General features: G+C 34.1%; 15 protein-coding genes. 4 read left to right on the top strand and 11 right to left on the bottom strand.

Annotation, left to right across the window (positions count from 1 at the left end):
- The first annotated feature begins 7 nt into the window (after positions 1 to 7).
- Positions 8 to 679, top strand: coding sequence for a lysoplasmalogenase (locus tag ACFX5D_RS11480; RefSeq protein ID WP_379858330.1), 672 nt, complete (start codon positions 8 to 10; stop codon positions 677 to 679).
- 46 nt (positions 680 to 725) lie between these two features.
- Here the strand turns inward: ACFX5D_RS11480 and ACFX5D_RS11485 are convergent, their stop codons facing one another.
- Positions 726 to 1,139 carry a DUF6691 family protein gene (locus ACFX5D_RS11485; RefSeq protein WP_379858331.1) on the bottom strand — a complete coding sequence of 138 codons (414 nt, stop codon included), beginning with the start codon at positions 1,137 to 1,139 and terminating at the stop codon, positions 726 to 728.
- A 3-nt stretch (positions 1,140 to 1,142) separates the two neighbouring features.
- Entirely contained in the window at positions 1,143 to 1,700 is a 558-nt protein-coding gene (locus ACFX5D_RS11490) for a YeeE/YedE family protein (RefSeq protein ID WP_379858332.1), read from the bottom strand.
- A 194-nt stretch (positions 1,701 to 1,894) separates the two neighbouring features.
- On the opposite strand from ACFX5D_RS11490, the gene ACFX5D_RS11495 reads away from it, so the two are divergent.
- The 3 genes from ACFX5D_RS11495 to ACFX5D_RS11505 all read left to right on the top strand — a co-directional run bounded on the left by ACFX5D_RS11495 (position 1,895) and on the right by ACFX5D_RS11505 (position 4,677).
- Positions 1,895 to 2,347, top strand: a complete 453-nt coding sequence (locus ACFX5D_RS11495) for a 2-dehydro-3-deoxyphosphooctonate aldolase (RefSeq protein WP_379858333.1) — start codon at positions 1,895 to 1,897, stop codon at positions 2,345 to 2,347.
- 155 nt (positions 2,348 to 2,502) lie between these two features.
- Entirely contained in the window at positions 2,503 to 3,321 is an 819-nt protein-coding gene (kdsA, locus tag ACFX5D_RS11500; protein ID WP_379858334.1) for a 3-deoxy-8-phosphooctulonate synthase, read from the top strand.
- 264 nt (positions 3,322 to 3,585) lie between these two features.
- Positions 3,586 to 4,677, top strand: coding sequence for a PAS domain-containing sensor histidine kinase (locus ACFX5D_RS11505; protein ID WP_379858335.1), 1,092 nt, complete (start codon positions 3,586 to 3,588; stop codon positions 4,675 to 4,677).
- 38 nt (positions 4,678 to 4,715) lie between these two features.
- On the opposite strand, the gene ACFX5D_RS11510 is transcribed toward ACFX5D_RS11505, so the two are convergent.
- The 9 genes from ACFX5D_RS11510 to ACFX5D_RS11550 form a co-directional block, all read right to left on the bottom strand.
- Positions 4,716 to 6,107: a M20/M25/M40 family metallo-hydrolase gene (locus tag ACFX5D_RS11510; protein ID WP_379858336.1), complete on the bottom strand. Its 1,392-nt coding sequence runs from the start codon at positions 6,105 to 6,107 to the stop codon at positions 4,716 to 4,718.
- Between the two features lie 141 nt (positions 6,108 to 6,248).
- Positions 6,249 to 8,345 (bottom strand): glycoside hydrolase family 97 protein, encoded by a 2,097-nt coding sequence (locus tag ACFX5D_RS11515; RefSeq protein ID WP_379858337.1) that lies wholly within the window; start codon positions 8,343 to 8,345, stop codon positions 6,249 to 6,251.
- Between the two features lie 142 nt (positions 8,346 to 8,487).
- Positions 8,488 to 10,788, bottom strand: a complete 2,301-nt coding sequence (bglX, locus tag ACFX5D_RS11520) for a beta-glucosidase BglX (RefSeq protein WP_379858338.1) — start codon at positions 10,786 to 10,788, stop codon at positions 8,488 to 8,490.
- Positions 10,785 to 11,492 (bottom strand): carboxylesterase family protein, encoded by a 708-nt coding sequence (locus ACFX5D_RS11525; RefSeq protein ID WP_379858339.1) that lies wholly within the window; start codon positions 11,490 to 11,492, stop codon positions 10,785 to 10,787. The genes bglX and ACFX5D_RS11525 overlap by 4 nt, the downstream gene beginning before the upstream one ends.
- 6 nt (positions 11,493 to 11,498) lie before the next feature.
- Positions 11,499 to 12,866 carry a glucoamylase family protein gene (locus ACFX5D_RS11530; protein WP_379858340.1) on the bottom strand — a complete coding sequence of 456 codons (1,368 nt, stop codon included), beginning with the start codon at positions 12,864 to 12,866 and terminating at the stop codon, positions 11,499 to 11,501.
- 96 nt (positions 12,867 to 12,962) lie between these two features.
- Positions 12,963 to 13,865, bottom strand: coding sequence for a LamG-like jellyroll fold domain-containing protein (locus ACFX5D_RS11535; protein ID WP_379858341.1), 903 nt, complete (start codon positions 13,863 to 13,865; stop codon positions 12,963 to 12,965).
- An 18-nt stretch (positions 13,866 to 13,883) separates the two neighbouring features.
- Positions 13,884 to 15,338: a RagB/SusD family nutrient uptake outer membrane protein gene (locus ACFX5D_RS11540; protein ID WP_379858342.1), complete on the bottom strand. Its 1,455-nt coding sequence runs from the start codon at positions 15,336 to 15,338 to the stop codon at positions 13,884 to 13,886.
- A gap of 4 nt (positions 15,339 to 15,342) precedes the next feature.
- Positions 15,343 to 18,351 (bottom strand): SusC/RagA family TonB-linked outer membrane protein, encoded by a 3,009-nt coding sequence (locus ACFX5D_RS11545; RefSeq protein WP_379858343.1) that lies wholly within the window; start codon positions 18,349 to 18,351, stop codon positions 15,343 to 15,345.
- A gap of 241 nt (positions 18,352 to 18,592) precedes the next feature.
- Positions 18,593 to 21,337 carry a helix-turn-helix and ligand-binding sensor domain-containing protein gene (locus tag ACFX5D_RS11550; protein WP_379858344.1) on the bottom strand — a complete coding sequence of 915 codons (2,745 nt, stop codon included), beginning with the start codon at positions 21,335 to 21,337 and terminating at the stop codon, positions 18,593 to 18,595.
- Positions 21,338 to 21,384: the final 47 nt, after the last annotated feature.

A 21,384-nucleotide genomic window follows, 5' to 3' on the forward strand; every position in this document is an offset into this window, starting at 1 on the left:
ACATTTCATGAGAAGTACCTTATCATTCAAAGCCTTCATTGCAATTAGTTTTGCTTATCTTTTATTAATTATTTTGGGTAGAGAGGACATATCTTGGTTTATAAAACCATTTTTGGTTCCTTTTCTCTTTCTTGCTGTTTATTCTTGCAGCGACTTTCCTTCTAAAAAATTCCTACTAACAGCTTTACTATTTTCTTGGATAGGCGATGTTGTTTTACTTTTTGCTGATAAAGATGAATTGTATTTTATAATCGGATTGGTTTCTTTTTTATTATCTCACATTGCTTATATCTTATTATTCAGCAAACAATTACGAATATATTCAAATAAAAATAAGGCCATATTTTGGGTAGGCATCACTGCAATTGTAGTCTACCTAATGGTAATGCTTGCTGTTTTATTACCAAGGCTGGGTGATTTAAAAATTCCTGTTATTGTGTATGCAATCGTTTTATCTACGATGCTTTTGGTTGCTTTTAAAGGGTATTTAAAATGGAACGCTCCCGCAAATATCTATATTTTATTAGGAGCAGTTATTTTTGTTTGTTCCGATAGCATACTGGCTTTTAATAAGTTTTACGAACCTCTTAAATTCAGTTCTCTACTAATTATGTCCACTTATATCACCGCTCAATATTTAATCGTTGTTGGTATTTTAAAATTAAACAAAAAAAAATAGCACTCTCTTTTTTGAAAGTGCTATTTTGAATAACGCTTTAGGATGATTAATGAGGCAGTTTATCTCTGAATAATCCGTATATAAAAGTTCCTAATAAAGCGCCGAAAAAGATGATTAGAACACTCCAAAAACCAGCGCCAAGAAGAATGAATATGGGCCCGGGACAAGAACCTACAAGTGCCCAACCCAGTCCGAAAAATATTCCGCCAATCCAATAACGGGTAGAACCTTTTTCTTTGTCCTGAATTTCTATTGGTTGCCCTTTTATGTCCTTTATATTGTTTCTTTTTATAAGTTGAATACCAATGACTCCTGTAGCAATTGCCACAGAAATAATTCCGTACATGTGAAACGATTGAAATTGAAACATTTCATAAATTCGATACCACGAAACTGCCTCCGATTTGGTGAGTACAATTCCAAAAACAAATCCTACAAGTAAATATTTTAATACGTTCATATTCTAAAAAATTAATGGTAATAAAAAATGCGCCATAATTAACCCCCCAATAAAAAATCCGATAACCGCCTTCAAGGATGGAAGCTGCAAATTACTCAATCCTGATATGGCATGACCTGAAGTACAACCACCTGCATAACGGGTTCCAAATCCAATTAGAATGCCTCCTGTTAGTAGAATAAGAATGCATTTTGGAGATTGCCAAATTTGGGTTCCAAAGAGTGCATCCGGCATCAGCTTTCCGTTTGGAGCATCTATTCCTAATTGTGCTAACTGGGCAATCGTTTTTGGGTTTATATCAACATTTGAAGGATCGCTCATAAAATAAACTGCTACAAAACCACCCAACATTGCACCTACAACGACCACTAAATTCCAGCGTTGTGATTTCCAGTCAAAATTAAAAAAAGAAACATATTTCCCCGCTCCTGCCATAGAACACAACGAACGCAAATTAGATGACATTCCGAAAGCCTTTCCGAAATAAATCAGACAGAGCATAATCATGCCTATTAAAAACCCAGAAACATACCAAGGCCAAGTTTGAAAAATAATATTCATATTGTTTATTTTTTTTACAAAAATAAGGATTCTCCTTTTTAAAAATATCACAATTAAGTTACAATTCTTGTTTGAAGTAGCGAAACCGTTTGAAGTTCTGTTTATATTTGTGGTTAAATTAGTATTTTCTATTTTTAATAGGAATAAAAAATGAAATATACCTTGCTTCAAAAAGTAAGTAAACAAATAAATTTATGAAAAAAACGGTCCTTTTTATCGCTTTGTTAATTGTCACTGCATCTTGTGTAAGCAGTAAATCTACTTTGAAAAATGTAGATGATAACGCCCCTGTTCTCACATTATCTCAAAACAATACTTTCATAATTACGGAATACAGCAAGGACAAAAAATATGGTTATGATCAAGATTACCCCATCAATATTTTTTACCGAACCACTATAGATGACTCCATTAATCAAGAACGGTTTTTAAATGCTTTAGCAGGGCCAAAAGGCGAAATAATCAATTATACAAAATTAGAAAGCTGTTGTCCTTTCCCAACCAAAAGAACCGATTTGGGTGCTGGTTTTCTAGACGTTTATGAATTAAAATGGGATGGTCAAAAAAAACCTGTAAAACTCTATTTGAACATTTACGAAAAAGGAATTTTAATGGTGCCGGTTGGTCTTATTTTAAAGAAAAATTAAATTGTAAACGAGCCCCCTAGCCCTGATAGAAGGGAAAATCCTTTAATTTTTTTCTTTAAAAAAATAAAAGATTGTAACGGATAGCAGGAAATAGCTTCAAAAAAATACTAAATCATATTTTCTAATTACCTTTGCACTTTCAAAAAACAACTACTATGAACATACATACTATTCCACAAATCAAGCATACTAAAAGTGGTAATTTCTTCCTTCTGGCTGGACCTTGTGCCATAGAAGGAGAAGAAATGGCAATGCGTATTGCCGAAAAATTAATTGGTATCACTGATAAATTAGAAATTCCTTTTGTTTTTAAAGGTTCATTTAAGAAAGCGAATCGTTCCAGAATTGACAGTTTTTCTGGAATTGGAGATGAGAAAGCATTGAAAATCTTGGAAAAAGTATCAAAAACTTTTGGGGTTCCTACTGTAACGGATATTCATACCAATGAAGATGCCGAAATGGCTGCGCAATACGTTGATGTGCTTCAAATTCCAGCATTTCTTGTTCGTCAAACTGATTTAGTGGTGGCTGCTGCCAATACTGGAAAAGTGGTAAACCTGAAAAAAGGGCAGTTTATGAGTCCTGAAAGCATGAAACATGCGGTACAGAAAGTATTGGATTGTAACAATCAAAATGTAATGGTTACGGATCGTGGAACTATGTTTGGGTACCAAGATATGATTGTTGATTTTAGAGGTATCCCTACCATGCAGCAATATGCGACTACAGTTCTGGATGTAACACATTCGCTACAACAACCCAACCAAACGGCTGGGGTAACAGGAGGAAGACCAGATATGATCGAGACTATTGCCAAAGCAGGAATTGCTGTTGGCGTTGATGGGATTTTTATAGAAACACATTTTGATCCCGCTAATGCAAAAAGTGACGGGGCTAATATGCTGCATTTAGACTATTTCGAAAATTTAATGACCAAATTAGTGGCTATAAGAAAAACTGTAAATCAGTTTTAGATTAATTACACAAGGTGGTGAACCGTTTAATAACAAATTGTAATAAAGAAGAGGCTGTCTGTAAAATGACAGCCTCTTTTTGTTTAAACCATTTTTTATTTAAATGATAGCGATCCATTTTACTTTAATTATAAATTTGTGTATACCATTGCTTTATTATAAATAATTATTAGCTAAATTTGAGATTATGTTTTCATTTACAAGTAAACATTTCATAAAATTTGTATTTATCTAAAATCCCAATAAAAACAACTTTTAAATTCAATGGCTATAAAAAAAGCAAATCCTGATTCAGACGGGACCTATCACTTTGATAATTTCTTTGATATATCAGCTGATTTAATTTGTATTGCAGGTTTTGATGGCTATTTCAAGCGAATAAATCCGGCTGTTTCAAAATTATTAGGGTATTCAGATGCGGAATTGTATGCTAAACCCATAAGTAGTTTTGTTTATGCGCCAGACCTTAAAATTACATTAGAAACGAGGGAACAAGTATATAAAAACAAGCCGCTTTTAAATTTTGAAAATAGATATTTAACTAAAAATGGAGCCATTGTTTGGTTATCATGGACCTCAATGCCTGTCGAGTCGGAAAAATTAGTTTATGCGATTGCCAAGAACATCACCCATAAAAAAAGAATTGAAGAAGAGCGCAACTTACTTCTTACCAATCTTACGCAAATTAATAAGGAACTTACCGTTTTATCACACAAAACCTCACACGATTTAAAATCTCCCATTAACAATATGCTTTCCGTTTTTAGTCTCATCGATGTTTCTAAAATCAATGATCCGGAAACATTGGAATTAATTAATATTCTTAAATTAACCAGTGAAAATTTAAAACAAACTTTAAACAGCTCAATCGATGAACTTGTTGAAAATGAGAGCATAAATACTCATATAGAAGAATTGAATTTAAGTGAATCGCTCAATGAAGTACTTATGTCCGTAAATTCATTGGTACAGGATTCAAAAGCAATTATTAATGTTGATTTTTTAGATTTTGAGAACATTAATTTCAACAAAGCATATATGAAAAGTATTTTTTTGAATTTATTAACCAATTCGATTAAATATGTAAAACCACAGCATACACCCGTTATAACGATCCAATCTAAAAAAGTCAATGGGGTTAAACAATTAATTTTCTCAGATGAGGGACTTGGTTTCGATATGGATAAAGTGAAAGATAAGATTTTTGGATTGTATGAAAAATTCCACAGTAACATTGATAGTAACGGTATAGGACTGTATCTAGTTTACAATCACATCACCCGTTTAGGTGGCCGAATTGCAGTTGAAAGTAAAATAAATGAAGGTGCTAAATTCACAATATCCTTTAGATGTTGAGAATTTAGCATTCATAATGGACGTTATAGCTTCTACTGTTAAATTTTAGACTTAACAACCTCGATCCCACTTTGATCTATTAAGTACATTAGCGAAGCCATTGTTGCCGCTCCTAATTCTAATTCTCTTTTATTGACAGCATCAAATGTATCATTCAAGGCGTGGTGATAATCAAAATAACGTTGGGAATCTGGCTTTAAACCTGCTTTCACAAGCGCTTTAGAAGTCAATGGTCCAATATCTGAACCGGCATGTCCTTTTACAAAACTATGGATTAAATACGGCTCAAAAAGATCTTTCCATCCTAGAATTTTATTAAAATTAGCATCATCACTTTCTAAAGAAAAACCTCTGGGACTGAATCCGCCGGAGTCACTTTCTAAAGCAAAAATGTGGTTTTCTTTGTTGGCTTGAGCCAATTCTTCGTATTTTTTTCCGCCTTTACCCCCGTTTTCTTCATTCATAAAAAGTACAACACGGATTGTGTTTTTCGGTTTATATCCCAAGTTTTTAAAAATATTTACGACCTCCATACTTTGAACCACTCCTGCTCCATCATCATGAGAACCATCGGCTAAATCCCAAGAATCAAGATGCCCACCAACAACCATAATGTTTTCTGGATGTTCACTTCCTTTTATCTCTCCTATGACATTATAGGATAAAACATCATCCATTTGTTTACAGGATTGTTTAAAATAGAATTTTAATTTGGGATTACTTTTTAATTTTTTGCTCAATAATTCCGCTCCGTTTGTACTAATAGCGGCAACCGGAATGTATTGTAATTTTTTAATATCGCCATAACTCTGTGCTCCTGTATGAGGAAAATCATCCAATCGAAGATTCATAGATCGTACAATCGTACCCAAAGCACCAAATTTTGAAGCTTCTTTGGCTCCTGTAAATCTTTGATCTACACATCCACTATAAGCATTAAATGTTTCAATTTGTTCCTTTTCCATCGGTCGGTTGAAAAAAACTATTTTCCCTTTAATTTTAGCTCCTAAAGCTTCTAATTCTGTTATGCTGTGCACTTCAATTACTTCAGCTGTAAGTCCGTTTTTTGCGGTAGCAACAGAACCTCCCAATGCACAAATAGGCACATTTATTTTAGTATTATTGTCTTGAATGAAAGCAGTTTCTTTTTCGCCGCGAACCCATTTTGGCACCATCACTTCCTGAAGATAAACCCGGTCAAGCCCTAATGTTTCCAATTGTGTTTTGGTATACTGAACCGCTTTCTCTGCGCTGGCCGAACCTGATAAACGAGAACCTATTTTATTGGATAAGTAATCCAACCAAGAATAGCATTTTGAGTTGGTTAATGATGATTTGTAAATTTCTTTTAACGTTTGCTCCTCTTTAGTTTGTGCAAAAAGAGTAATTCCATTCAAAAATAATACTGCCAGAAATGTTGTTTTTCTCATACGGTGATAGATTGTGATTCAAAAATTTTGCTAACTTTTAATTATTTATTTGCATCGCAAGTTCGACATTCCTGCATAATTATATATTAAAAAATCAAAAAAAATCCTGCAAGATTTTAGATACTTGCAGGATTTGATAATTTAGTTAATTGGCTCAAAACTTATTGCTGTCCCTCCGCCTGGTGCCAAATTCAAATTAATTTTCGATTTGCTTGTTACAACCATCGTTTTAATTTTGTAAGCGATTGGGTTATTCTTCCAATCAGCATCTTTTGCATCTTCATAAATAATCGCTTTATACTTTTTTCCTTTGGTAAGAAAATCTAATTTTACTTCCGATTTTCTAGCATTTTCATCTGTGATTGCTCCTAGAAACCAAGATTCTTTACCTTTTGCTTTTCTCGCAATTGTTAAATAATCCCCTGGCTCCGCCTGTAAATATGTACTGTCATCCCAATCTACTGCTACGTCTTTTATAAATTGAAAAGCATCTGGATATTTTTCATAATTTTCAAGTAAATCAGCTGCCATTTGAATTGGAGAATACATTGTTACGTACAAAGCCAGCTGTTTTGCTAATGTTGTATGAACTTGCTCTGTTTTATTTTTGTCATAATAACTCATTTTTATTTCAAAAATTCCAGGCGTATAATCCATTGGCCCACCCAAAAGTCTTGTAAATGGTAAAATTGTTTCGTGCATCGGTGGATTTCCTATACTCCACGCATTAAATTCAGTCCCACGAGCGGCTTCGGCAGCAACATAATTTGGATACGTTCTTCCGTAACCTGTGGGATGTGATGATTCATGTGAGTTAACCATTAATTTATAATCGGCTGCACGTCTGGCAACAAAATTAAAGTGATTTACCATAGTTTGTCCATCATGAAATTCTCCTCGCGGAATAATTTTACCCACATATCCTGTTTTAACTGCGGGATAATTATATTTAACCATATTCTCGAAAGCACGATCCAAATGGCGCTCATAATTAGCAACAGAACCTGATGTTTCATGATGCATAATCATTTTCACGTTTTTTGCTTTGGCGTAAGCCGAAAGAGCCGCAATATCAAAATCCGGATAAGGTGTCGTGAAATCAAAAACTTCTTCCTTCCAGTTTCCGTTCCAATCTTCCCAACCTACATTCCAACCTTCTACCAATACGCCGTCAAAACCATTTTTGGCTGCAAAATCGATATATCTTTTGGTATTCTCCGTCGTTGCGCCATGCTTTCCTGAAGCTTTTGGTGCGTCTGCAAAATTAGTTGCATTTTGTGACCCTGCATAATCCCAAGTTGATTTTCCTACGTGCATTTCCCACCAGATTCCAACATATTTCATTGGTTTTATCCATGAAGTGTCATCAATTTTAGAAGGTTCATTTAAGTTTAAAATCATTTTAGACCCTACGATATCTCGGGCATCATTACTTATCATAATAGTTCGCCAAGGTGATACGCAAGGCGTTTGCAAATAAGCTTTGTCTCCAATGGCGTTAGGTACCAATTGAGCTGTTAATTTGTAATTGTTTACATCTACATTCAGATGCATTACAGGATAGTTCACAACTGCAGCCTCAAAAATATTAACATACAAACCCGTCGGAGATTTCATCATCAAAGGTGTTTGTACCATATATTTTCCAGGAATGGATTTTACACCAATGCCATTATTCATGTTTATTTTAGAGTTGTCTATTTCGGAAAGCTTTGTTTCATTATATTCATATTCATTGCTGTCAAAATCTCCTGGAATCCAGAACACTTTGTTATTTTCTGTCAAATTAAATTGAGTAACTTCATCGGAAATAATGAAATAATTCAAATCCGCTTGTTTTGGAAAATCATATCTGAACGCTACTCCCTCATCAAAAGCTCTGAAAATGATATTCATTTTTACATGTGTTTCTTTTTGAACAAGAGAAACAGTAAGCTCATTGTAATGATTAACAATATTAGATTGCTCTCCTAAAACTGGTTTCCAAGATTCATTGAAAGTGGCTGTTTTTGAACCAACAATTTCAAATTTAACATTTAAAGCCGGTTTATCCTTTAATTTTATTCCCAAAGCACTTTCCAAAACTACCGCTTTGCTTTTGTAATTTACCGAATAAGTTGGCTGGCCATCTCCTGCTAATTTAAAATCAACCGAAATTTTACCGGAAGGAGATTGAACGCTCTGGGCACTCAACATACTCATGGCAAAGGCAAGTAAAACTGATAATAATTGTTTCATTTTGAATGTTTTTTTGAACGTACGAATATAGCAAAAATCTAGGTTTTCTAATCGCTTAACATATCACAAATCTACCTTTTTTGTTAAAAAAAACCCTCCAGTAAAAATACTGAAGGGTCGTCATTAAATAAACAAACCAAATTTATTTAATCAACTCCAAACTAACTTTCTTCTCTGCATTTGAATTAGTGCCAACAAAAATTTGAAAGGCACCCGGCTCAGCAATAAATTGTAAATCTGAATTATAAAACTTTAACTCTTCAACAGAAATTTCAAAAGTTACCGTTTGTTTTTCTCCTTTTTTAAGAGCGATTTTTTGAAATCCTTTCAGCTCTTTTATAGGTCTTGTAACAGAACCTATAAGATCCCTTATGTACAATTGAACTACTTCTTTACCATCATAATTTCCTGTATTTGTAACCTCAACAGTAACGTTTACTTTTTCGTTAAAATTCATTTTATCCGATGAAATCTTCAGGTTCGAATAGTCGAATGCGGTATAACTCAATCCAAATCCAAAAGGAAATAAAGGTTCATTTCTTTCATCGATATAATTAGATCTGAATTTTTCAAACTTTCCTTCTTTGTTCCCTAGTGGTCTTCCTGTATTTTTTTGATTGTAATAAATAGGCACCTGCCCTACACTTCTAGGAAAAGTAGCTGTCAATTTTCCCGAAGGATTTTCATTTCCAAACAAAACGTCAGCAATAGCACTTCCTGCTTCACTACCTGCAAACCAGGTATTCAATATTGCAGGAACGGTTTCACTTTCTTGAACTAAAACCAAAGGACGACCTGTGAATAAAACTAAAACTACTGGTTTTCCTGTTTTCAATAATGCCTGTAATAAATCTTTTTGAGCCTGCGGAATTTCTAAATTGGTACGGCTGCTACTTTCTCCACTCATTTCCGCAGATTCACCAAGAGCTGCAATAATCACATCGGATTGATTGGCAATTTTCAAAGCTTCCGCCAATAATTCTGCTGCCGTTCTGCTATCACGATGCAAGGTTTTACCAAACATGGTTGCTTTTTCTTCGAAAGCTGCATCATAATCCAGATTACTTCCTTTGGCGTAAAGCACTTTTGTAGCATTTCCTCCTACTTCTTTGATTCCGGCTACTAATGAAATTGATGTTTGCATATTAGTAGCCACACTCCAGGTACCCGCCATATTTTCTTTGGCATCAGCCAGCGGTCCAATCACGGCGACAGTTCCTGATTTTTTCAAAGGCAGCAATTGGTTCAGGTTTTTAAGTAAAACCAAAGATTGAGCAGCAATTTTTCTAGCTTCAGCTCTATTACTGCTTGTAAAAATTTCTGTTTTTGCTCTTTTTACATCACAATATTTGTAAGGATCTTCAAACAATCCTAAATCATATTTGGCATTCAAAATAAGTCGAACCGCACTATCAATTTGTTCGATATTAACTTTTGCTTCATCCAATGACTTTTTTAAAGTCTTTAGGAAACCTTCGCCTACCATATCCATTTCGATTCCGGCATTTAACGCCAAAGCAGATACCGTTTGTAAATCTCCCATACCGTGTTCTATCATTTCAGGAATTCCTGTGAAATCAGTAACCACAAAACCTTTAAAACCCCATTGCTTTCTTAAAACATCAGTCATTAACCATTTGTTCCCTGTTGCCGGAATTCCGTCAATTTCATTGAAAGATGCCATCACTGAACCAACACCCGCATCAACAGCCGCTTTGTATGGAGGAAAATAATCATTGTACATTTTTATTCTGCTCATATCTACCGTGTTGTAATCACGTCCCGCTTCCGGGGCACCATACAAAGCAAAATGTTTCACACAAGATAAAATGGTATTATTTTTTGACAAATCATCTCCTTGGTATCCATGAACCATTGCTTTGGCAATTTGGCTTCCCAAATACGGATCTTCACCCGAGCCTTCAGAAACTCTACCCCAACGAGGATCACGAGAAATATCAACCATAGGCGAAAAAGTCCAGTTGATTCCATCGGCACTGGCTTCTTGTGCAGCAATTTGAGCACTTCTTTCAATCAATTTCATGTCCCACGTACAAGATAATCCAAGCGGAATAGGAAAAGTAGTTTCATAACCATGAATAACATCCATTCCAAAAAGCAACGGGATTTTCAATCGGCTTTTTTCGACTGCAATCTTTTGTACTTCTCTAATCTTCTGAACGGACTTTATATTGAATAAACCACCAACTTTACCTTCTTCAATATTTTTAGCCACATTAGAGCTATTGGCAGCTCCGGTTGTAATATCTCCCGAAGTTGGCAAGTTTAATTGCCCAATTTTCTCGTCCAAAGTCATCTTAGAAAGTAACTCTGCTACAAATTCAGTCTTTGGTTTAATTTTAACTGTTTTTTTGGTAGTCTTTTTTTGGCTGTAGCCAAAAAGTGAAAAACCTACCAGAAGTATAATTAGTTTAATTTTCATTTTATATCTGTTTTTATCTGTTTAAACATCCAATCGTAAATTTCTTGGTTGTCATATACTTTAGACCAACTATCGTGTCCCGCATCATCGAAGATGGTTAGTTCAACATTGGCATTACAGGATTTTAATTTTTTATAGATCGTGATCGCATAATCGACATTGACAACATCATCTAGCAGACCATGAAAAATTCGGGTAGGTATGTTCTTGATTTTACAATCTTCTATCATTGGAACTCTATCTACAAAACCAGCAATTGGAACCAATGCAGCAAAAGTTTCGGGATGTGCAAAAGCAAGATTCCAAGCTCCCCATCCCCCCATACTCAAACCCGTTAAGTAAATCCTATTGGCATCTATATTATTTTCTTTTTGAATTTTTAAAATCAATCGATACAATACTTCTTCATTCCAATATTCATTCTCCGGACATTGTGGCGCTAATATATACGCGTCGAGCTCGTGATTTTTGATGTATTTAAAAGGACCGTGAACTTTTACTTTTTCGATATCTGTTCCTTTTTCACCAGAACCATGAAGAAAAATAATCAGTGGTTTTTTCCCTTTGGTATTTGCCGGAATGTGCAATGCATAACCTAATTCGTGTTTCTCAACGATTTCGGTTTTTATTTTCCCATTAACATCTGATTGAGAAAAGGAATTCAATGAAAATAAAAAGGCAATTATTATAATTTTATACTTCATAATTTCTTAAAAATTATATTTTCCGGAATGAAAACCAAGTTTTACTAAACCTTGTTTCACCTCTGGCGAATTCATAAATAATTTCCATAATAAGCCGGTACGATAATTTTCAATCATTGGCGCTATTGTACCCTGATCGATTGCTAAATATCTTGGTGTTACCCAATTATAATGCGGTGAAAAGGCATCATAAGGTCCCGCGATTCCAACTAAAGAACTCTTTTTCTCATCATATAGATAATGCAGGAATTTCATTGATTCTGTTGGCGTATACGGAAAAGAGGATAAGGCTGCTGTTGGTGAAATTACTCCTAAATCATTATTGGGCTGATGCGCTGAATATCCTGTCGATCCGTCACTATTTCGAGAATAACTTGCAGTCAATCCCCAACATTTATCCGAATATCCATTCCATTGTTTTGGATTGGCTATGCAGTATTGGTTAATGATTTTAGAATGATTTTGCGTAAGTACCCAGTAATCTGCATATTGATCCGTCAAGTTAGTAGGATCTAAACCTAAATAGGAGTATTGAGCCCAGAACAAAGGTCCTACATTACCGGTTGCTCCATTATAATTGAAAATGACTGGAATTCCGTATTGCGAACCACCATTTACTATTGCACCATTTCTTGCCCAAGCTTGATGATATGCTGCAGCAGGAATAGGATGTGTAGGAGACGCGGCACCCATTATGTAGGTAATCAAACATTCGTTGTATCCTTCCAGTTTAAAATTCATTTCCCAACCGTAAGTAGGTGACCAATGCCAGTATAACGCATTTTCGCCTTTAGTATACCAATCCCACTCTACACCTTTCCATAAATTATCTGCTTTAGTGGCTAAAGCCTGTTCTGCAGCAGTTCCGTTTTTGAAATATTCTCTAACGGTTAACAAACCCTGACATAAAAAAGAGGTTTCTACCAAATCCCCTCCATTATCTTTTGTTCCAAAAGGAATTACCTTACCTGTAGTTCCATTTATCCAATGTGACCACGCACCATGAAAACGATCCGCATTTTCTAGAAAAGTCAAAGCAGTTGTAAGTCGGGAAACAGCTTCAGTTCGATTAACAAATCCCCGCTCTACACCAACGACTATTGACATTAACCCAAAACCTGAACCTCCAGTTGTAACTATATTAGCTTCAAAACTTGGATCATCAGTTAGGTAACGCTCTCTTGCTAATTTTGAATTGGTTTCAGCATAATCCCAAAAATATTTGATAGCATCTTTTTGAACCTGATCCATAGCTTCAGTATCTGTTAAAACAGGTATAGGAGTAGTAGGAGTCGTTGGTAATGGCGTTCCAGTACCATTATTTCCTCCAGGTGATGAAGACGAACAAGAATTTAAAAAAATTAAAAAAAACATTATGTGTAAACCGTTTTTCATCTTTATAAAATAATAGGATTAATAGTTAAAAAATACACACCTAGTTTTATGCAAACCAGGTGTGTCAATAAATCTTTATCTGTTATCTTTTTCTAATTTATATAAAGCAACAACTTCATTGTCAGAAAGTGCCGTTTTATAAATTCTGAACTCGTCCATTAAACCTGTATAATTAAGCATCCAACCATCAGCAGCACCCCAAGGAGCTCCTAAATGTTGTTGAAATCCACCAATAATGAATTTTGAAACATTCGAATTAGCGAGTTCGCCATAACCAACTCCACCAGTAAGAGGATCACTTGCATATCGTTTTGCAATTGAAGCAGGCAAATCAAGCTTCTTTCCATCAATGTACATACTGTAAGATGAACTAGTTCCACTATACGTCCATACTACATGTTTCCAAGTTCCAAACATATTAGCCAAAACATTAGCACCACTGTGCTCTATAAACTGACCTGACCAAGCAATACTGGGTGTCACATCTTTTTGAAGATGATTTTTCATTAACATACTATTTGCTGGACCTGTACCTTCAATCAAGGAGAAAATATTTCCCCAAAAATCTGTGGTTTTTGGTAGCATAAATAACGATTGTGCTCCTCCTGTATGCGGATTTGTATTAATCCACATAGAAACTGTAATACTTTTTATATCTACCAAAGAACTGGCTACAGTACTGTAGGCTATAAAAGAATTTGAAGAACCTTTATATGCCTGTCCTTTGATTCCAGCGCCGTAACTTACATTTGTTCCAACTCCACCAGTGACACTATTTTTTGAATCAGAAATAGTATTCTCAAAACTAAATTTAGCGATCAAACTACTGGCAGCAACAGCATCTGAGTTTTCATACCCACCAATTGCCTCATAAGGAATTGGACTGTTTACTTTATCTATACTATCCTCATTACAGCTCACAAAAAATTGAGAAGCCAGAACAGAAGCAAATAAGAAAATATATTTATTTTTTTTCATTTTTACTGTTTTTTTAAATTAATAACCAGGATTTTGTGCTGATAATCCGTTTGATTGCGTAATGAATGCTTGTGGTAATGGAAACAATTCATGTTTACCGGCAACAAATGTTTTCCCATCAATTGCAAACGCAGCAACTGCTTGACCCGTTCTGACTAGATCAAAAAATCTATCATGTTCGAATGCCATTTCAACTCTTCTTTCTTTCCAGATTGCTGTTCTAACAGCAGCTTGAGATGCTGCAGTTGTATTCCCTAATCCTGCTCTTGCTCTAATTTGGTTTAACAAAGGAATAGCCGCAGGAGTTTGGTTTAATTCATTTAATGCTTCCGCTTTCATTAGAATTACTTCAGCATATCTCAAATATTTGATATTCACATCAGTTTCCCAAGCATCTGTAAAAGCAGAAGAATACGCTTTGTAGTTGTATCTTTCATTTTCAACAGTAACTGGAACAACTCTGCCATCGTATAAAGTGGTACCTCTAAAAATGATTGTTGCATTTTTTCTAACATCGCCAGTTTCATAAGCATTTACTAAACTTTGCGATGGAGTATTGAAACCCCAGCCCCATCCACCATTACCACGAGCACCTTGTGTATTGGAATATCCTGAGATTCCTTTAGCAGGAACTGAACCTGTACCTTGAATTTCAAAAATGGATTCGGCATCATTTTCTCCAGCTAATCTAAACATAGAAGCATAATTTGGAACAATAGAATATCCGGTAACCAAATTACAGTTGTCCACTACTTTCTGCCAGTTTTTTTGGTACAAATTTACTTTTGCTAACAATGCGTAAGCAGCTCCTTTTGAAGCTCTTCCTTTTTCAGCAGCAGCGTATTCCGATTTGTTTGGCAATGCGGCGATCGCTTCTGTCAAATCAATTGCGATAAAAGCATACACTTCGGCACTTGTTTTGCGTGTTAGTTGCATGATTCTATCTGCATCCGAAGATGGATTTGGCAAATGATCTATAATTGGAACACCACCGTACGTTTTTACCAAAGTAAAATACATAAAAGCTCGTAAAAATTTAGCTTCTCCTAATAATCTGGCACGTAAAGCAGGATTGGCCTGATCTAATTGTGGAATTATGCTTAATGCTTGATTGCATCTGTTAATCCCTTCATAATTAGCTCCGAAAATTTCACTTGTAGATGGCGTTGACGCATTGTAAGTTAACGCATCCATCAAATCTTTATCTGAACCCGTATCTCCCGGAGAAGAACCTTTATCAGCATCATCAGAAGCAATACTTGACAACCCAATCCAAGAAAATGAAGTCATATTCCAATCTAAAAACTTACTGTAGATTGCCGTTACAAAAGTAGCTGCCCCTGCATCATTATTGAATAATGCAATATCTTTCGTAGAAATAGACTCGGTTTGATCTACATCTAAATAATCGTTTGAACATCCAGAGAAAAAGTATGCGGATAGCACAAACATTGATATATATATCTTTTTCATTGTATTAAAATTTTAAATTAGCACCAATAACGAATGATCTTAATGTTGGGTATGCATCCAACTCAATACCTTGAGTTCCATAAGGATCCCCATTACCATTTAATTCTGGAGAAAAACCTGAGAATTTTTGCGTAATAAATGGATTAATTGCATTTACATATATTCTGCAAGCATTTAAAAATTCCCCTTTAAATGGAATTTTGTATCCAAGGGTAATATTATTGATTCTAAAGAAATCTCCAGATTCTAAATAATAAGTAGAGGCTACCGGAACTAAATTAAATGGTCCAGGATTCATTGCCGTCGTATTGTTTGGTGTCCAAAAATCTGTCGCTAGTGATTCCTCAATATTTTCTCCGCTAAAGCGTTGTGCTTTTTTACCGTTGTACACTTTTGCTCCAGAGGTGCCATATCCGTCAACGGATAAATCAAAGTTCTTGTAGTTTAAACCTAGAGTAACACCGTAGGTGGAAGTTGGTAAAATAGAACCTACATACTTTTTATCTTTATTAGCATCTAAAGCATCTTGAGTCACTTTTGCACCTGCTGCTGTGTAATACAACATTTTACCATTACTAGCATCAAAACCAGCATAGTCATACATATAAAAACTACCTAATGGCTGACCAATTGAGGTATTATCTAATAATTTTGTCCATTGACCATTTGCTAAATCTCCTCCAGTAATTGGAGCTAGCGTAGCATCTTTCAGCCCTGTCAATTTATTTTTGTTATTAGAATAATTACCGCCAATCCAGTAACTCAAATTGTCATTTATTTTATCATCCCAACGTAAAGCAACTTCATATCCTTTATTAGATACTTCCCCAACATGTGCTGGTGAGGAATTACTTATTCCCGAAGTCAGATAAGGTCTTGTATTCAAAATAACATTAGTTGTTGTTTTATTATACAAATCAAATGAACCTTTCAATCTGTTGTTCAATAATTCAAAATCGATACCTCCAGAAGTTTCCTCGGTAATTTCCCATGATAAACTTGGATCTACTTGAGAATTAACCGTAGTACCTTCGTTCAATATTGAACCTCCTAAATAATAGCTAAGACCAGAAGAATAAGCTTGATTATTAAGTGGTACATTTTGATTTCCTAGTCTACCCCAACCTCCTCTTAATTTCAATAAGTTGATTCCTTTCACATCAGCCATAAAGTCCTCTTTAGTAACAATCCAACCTAAACCAAAAGCTGGAAAAGTTCCCCAACGATAGTCTTTACCAAAATTAGATGAACCATCACGTCTAATTGTACCAGTAAATAAATATCTGTCCATTAATTTATATTGGAAACGACCAAAATAAGAAGCTATTTTATTTTCATTAAAAATTTCATCTCTATAACTTGTAACCGTTCCAACGTAATCAACACCTGCCAATGACCAATAATTAGCATCTGCATTTACATTTTTTCTGGCAACAGTCAATTGTTCTCTTGCTCCTCTTACTGAAGTCTCAATACCTGCTGTCAATTCGATATCATGAATATCTGCAAAAACTTTATTGTAAGTCAAGTAATTAGATAGGTTCCAATTAAAATACTGATTTCTTCCTTTTGTCAATAAATTAATATTCTTATCAGCTGGGTAGATAATTGTAGCTAACTGACCTGGATTATTATTGGATTCCCAAATGGTTTTAGTGTCTTCAAAATTGTAATTTTTCCAAGAATAATATTCCCCGTTAAACTGAGAAGTAAATTTTAATGATTTTACAATTTCATAATCTAATTTCAAACCACCTTGTAATGTTATGCTTCGTTGTTGCTCATTAAAATAATCTAACTGAGCCACAGGATTCCCAACATTATTAAAAGAAGAACCTGATGTTCCTGCAAAACCATCGTTTCCTACATAAGAAACACCATATTGCCCATTTGAAAATCGTACAGGAACTATTGGAGATTGTTTGTACGCATTGGTAAATGCACTTAAAGGTTTTGGAGTTGAATTCGTTGAACCAAAACTTAAATTTTGATTTAACGTCAATTTTTTAGAAAGCTTAAATTCGTTGTTGTTTCTAAAAGTGGTACGGCTGTAATCTAATCCATTAAGAATTGCTTTTTCTTGGTAATTTCCTAAACTGAAAAAGTATTTAATATTTTCCGTCGATCCAGAAACCGAAGCGTTATTTTGAGTATACGTTCCTGTTCTAGTAATAGCATCAAACCAATCTGTATTAACCGGTTGATCTTGAGAAAAAGTAGTCGTCTGCAAAGCGGCATTCGAATAATGAGCATATTTATTGCTTCCTGCCATTTTTACTTTTTTCAAAGGCTCTCTAAAACCAGCATAGCTTTCAAATTCAACAGAAACCTTATCACCCTTTCCTTTTTTGGTAGTAATAATGATTACTCCGTTTGCAGCTCTGGTTCCATATATTGCCAATGAAGAAGCATCTTTCAATATTTCATAAGAGGTAATATCATTGGTATTGATATTATTGATATTTTCAGTAGGCATTCCATCTACAATGTACAAAGGTGTTCTTCCTCCCAATGCTGTACCTAAACCTCTGATAATAACTGAAGGAGCACTGCCTGGCAAATCAGAAGAAATTACTTGAACACCAGCAGCCTTTCCTTGTATTGCTTGAGAAGCATTCAACACTTTAGTCTTAGATATTTCCTCCGCTTTTATTGAAGTGATAGAAGTCGTATTATCAATCTTTTTTCTGGTTCCATATCCAATTACTACAACCTCTTTCAATTCAGTATCCTTAGATTCTTTCATCGTTATAGACATAGAACTTGAAGTTACAGGTATTGATAAAGCATCAAAACCTACCATACTGACTTTTAACATCTCACCTACTTTGGCAATAATATTAAAATTTCCGTCAAAATCAGTATCAGCTGAAGTTTTAGAATCAGTAGCTACAATCATTGCACCTGGAATTCCAATTCCGTTTTTATCTAATACTTTTCCCTTGATTACCTGACCAGACATGTAGGCCGGAAGTAAAATGAGCGCTAAAAAGCTAAAAATAAAATTTCTCATATATTAATAATTTGTTAAAGTTAGTGGGACCAAATTAAATAATTACAACGTTATAGTAAGCTAAATGAAGTTACTACATGAATACATCAAAATGTAAAGTTAAAACAAGAAATCAATGTTATATAGGTGCTATAGGAGGAAATCTGAACGATACTACATCTTAATGATGTAGTAATGATGTACTGTGATTTAATAAAAAATTCGCTTTAATAGCATAATGTCGATAAAAAATAATATTTTTTTACAAATTTAATAAAAACTTAGATAGATTTTCATCCTGAACAAGGTTCAATTTTTTTCTTAATCGGTAGCGGTGAAGCTCCACTCCACGGAAAGAAATATTCATCATGGGTGCAATTTCCTTCGAGGAAAGGTTCATTTTTAAATATATACAAAGTTTAATATCCTTAGAAGTAAGGTTTGGATATTTCTTAGACAGATTAATTATAAATTCATTGTGAATTTGATTTAGATTTGCTTCAAATGTTTCCCATTCGTGCTTATTCACTGCATTGATTTTAATTGCTTTTTTGATTTCACTTTTTAATTTATTGAAATCTATTTCAGAATCTAATATTCCTTGAATATTCTCAATCATTTCACTTTGCTTGGCAATCGAAAGCGATTTCCCTGCAACTTCAGATGATTTTGATTGCAATTCTAATTCTAAAATATGTTTTTCATATTCCTGTAAGTTAAGCTCATTTTCTGCTTTTAATTCCATCTCCAGAATTTTCTTTTGATGTTTTAATTCTTCCTCCTGAAATTTTAGTTTCTGAATATATTTTATCTTGTTCCATTTGTAATACAAATATAATATCAATCCCATAAAAATAAGATATGCTAAAATCATCCAAAATGAAAAGTACCATGCTTGAGCGACGATGAATTGAAAATCTGCCGCTTTATTATAATGTAATCCATCATTACCGAAAATCGTTACATCGTGGGAACCGCTGCTAAGGTTATTCAAAATAATTAAACCCTCTTTAATAGGAATGAATTCTTTAGTTCCATTTACTTTATAAAACAAATCAGGTCTTCTCGCTCCATAAATCCCTGAAATCACATGTATTCTAAGCTCCGAATTATGCTTGATTTTTGATGTGTTTTCTACCAATATATTATCATTGAAAGCCTCTATTTTTATATTAGTCGCTTTCTTATTTTTATTTTTTAATTGAAGTGAAATAAAACCATCATCCAGATTCAAAAGATAACGATCGTTATTCTTGAATACTTTCAAGTTGCCATTAATAAGTTTTCCTTTATAATATTTCTCCTGAATACTATTTTTGATGAATTTATTACCATTTGCATAAATATGATATAAAAGTCCGTCTTGAAGCACCATGAAGTTATTTTCATCAATTGCAACAATATCGGAGGCATTTTTGAAATTCGTATTAAACAATTCATTCCCTTCTAATTGATTGGTAATTGAATTATAGGTATACCAAGAATTATCGATTAGAAACAGTATTTCGTTTCGAAACTCAAAAATTTTCACACCAAAATCATTTGTAATTTTGCTACGTTGAGTAACGTTTTCAACTTTGATGGTTTCATAGGCATCATCATAAAGAATTCTGTATAATCCTCTATTATTATCCGCAGCCCATATTTCATTTTTTCTATTTTGTGCCACATATTTTATCGGCTTTTGCACTCCTTTTATGACTGTTTTTTGATTCAAATCATTAGCATCGTTATATATGATTACACCGCTGTAAGTAGCTTGCAGATAGGAGTTATTGATACTACTTTTTACCAAATTCCAGCCTCCATTTATAGTGCTTAATTTGTAGAACAATCCGTTCTCGTAAATAAAGGTCCCCTCATTGTGACCTACGAGATATTTACTATTTATTTTACTGATATTCCAGGCTTGTCCTTGCGTATTTGGAATAAGTGAGAATTGCTTGTCCTCATATTTAAAGACACCATGATTAGAAGCCATCAAATAACCTTTTGAAGTGCTGGCAACAGAATAAACAGAACCCAAAATCCCAGAACTGTCATAAAAAATAGAAATCGGTGAATTGACTTCAATGTGTGCAATACCATTATCCAGTCCCAGCCACAAATCGCTCTCTTTGTCCTGACCAATACTTAAAATAGAATTGTTCATTAAAACATTATTCCTATTGATGTTCTTATATGAACCGTCATTCAAATCTAGAACATAGACTCCCTTATTTGCAGTCCCTATAATCAGTTTATTATTTTTGATAAACTGAGCAACATTAATATTTGCCGTTTTCAAAATAGCATTCAAGGGATTTTTCCAGGGACTTAAAAAACCTTTTTCCAGGATATATACACCATTTTTCTTCGTGAAAAAATACGTTTTATTTTGATATTTTTGGATACCATGAATTACATTATTTTCTAAAACAGCTAGGCCGTTTACTTTTTCAATATGACCATTATTCATTTTATAAATTCCTTTTTCTACGGAAGCAATCAAAAGCTGATTGTCTACGAGAAAACAATAAGAAACTAGAAAAGGAAACTTTACTTCCCTGATGGCTCTTCCATCAAACATAAAAATTCCGTTAAAGGACTGAAAGTATATAGTGTTGTTGAATTTAAATATCTTCCAAATTTCTTCGTTGTTATTGTCATCAAAAACCTTCTTGTCTTTGGAAATTGAAACGTAATGCATCTTTCCTTTTTTTCGAAACCAATACCCAAATTCTTTGTACGAACCAGAATAAATCTTATCGCCATCAACCATAATGGAACGAATGATTGTTTTGTTCGGTAAAGTGTTTTTCTCCCATTTAACGCCATCATATCGCAACAAATAGTAATTATTTGCAAAGTACATAGCATCATCATTTCCTTGCGCTACATTCCAGATCTGATTATCGCCCCGATAATTTGATTTGCTGTAATTTTCAACAAAAGGGAGCAACTCTTGAGAATAAAGTTGGAACGAAAAAATATACAATAGAGATATTATGGCGATTCTTGCTTTCAAAATGTGGCGTTTTATCTTCAAATATAAAGAGATTTCTTAAATAACGG

Origin of the sequence: Flavobacterium fructosi (assembly GCF_042787335.1) — a bacterium.
Classification (GTDB): Bacteria; Bacteroidota; Bacteroidia; order Flavobacteriales; family Flavobacteriaceae; genus Flavobacterium; species Flavobacterium fructosi.

Excerpts from the sequence above, each read along its gene's own strand:
- ACFX5D_RS11480 (WP_379858330.1), top strand. The coding sequence starts at position 8 with ATGAGAAGTACCTTATCATTCAAAGCCTTCATTGCAATTAGTTTTGCT.
- ACFX5D_RS11485 (WP_379858331.1), bottom strand. The coding sequence starts at position 1,139 with ATGAACGTATTAAAATATTTACTTGTAGGATTTGTTTTTGGAATTGTA.
- ACFX5D_RS11490 (WP_379858332.1), bottom strand. The coding sequence starts at position 1,700 with ATGAATATTATTTTTCAAACTTGGCCTTGGTATGTTTCTGGGTTTTTA.
- ACFX5D_RS11495 (WP_379858333.1), top strand. The coding sequence starts at position 1,895 with ATGAAAAAAACGGTCCTTTTTATCGCTTTGTTAATTGTCACTGCATCT.
- kdsA (WP_379858334.1), top strand. The coding sequence starts at position 2,503 with ATGAACATACATACTATTCCACAAATCAAGCATACTAAAAGTGGTAAT.
- ACFX5D_RS11505 (WP_379858335.1), top strand. The coding sequence starts at position 3,586 with ATGGCTATAAAAAAAGCAAATCCTGATTCAGACGGGACCTATCACTTT.
- ACFX5D_RS11510 (WP_379858336.1), bottom strand. The coding sequence starts at position 6,107 with ATGAGAAAAACAACATTTCTGGCAGTATTATTTTTGAATGGAATTACT.
- ACFX5D_RS11515 (WP_379858337.1), bottom strand. The coding sequence starts at position 8,345 with ATGAAACAATTATTATCAGTTTTACTTGCCTTTGCCATGAGTATGTTG.
- bglX (WP_379858338.1), bottom strand. The coding sequence starts at position 10,788 with ATGAAAATTAAACTAATTATACTTCTGGTAGGTTTTTCACTTTTTGGC.
- ACFX5D_RS11525 (WP_379858339.1), bottom strand. The coding sequence starts at position 11,492 with ATGAAGTATAAAATTATAATAATTGCCTTTTTATTTTCATTGAATTCC.
- ACFX5D_RS11530 (WP_379858340.1), bottom strand. The coding sequence starts at position 12,866 with ATGTTTTTTTTAATTTTTTTAAATTCTTGTTCGTCTTCATCACCTGGA.
- ACFX5D_RS11535 (WP_379858341.1), bottom strand. The coding sequence starts at position 13,865 with ATGAAAAAAAATAAATATATTTTCTTATTTGCTTCTGTTCTGGCTTCT.
- ACFX5D_RS11540 (WP_379858342.1), bottom strand. The coding sequence starts at position 15,338 with ATGAAAAAGATATATATATCAATGTTTGTGCTATCCGCATACTTTTTC.
- ACFX5D_RS11545 (WP_379858343.1), bottom strand. The coding sequence starts at position 18,351 with ATGAGAAATTTTATTTTTAGCTTTTTAGCGCTCATTTTACTTCCGGCC.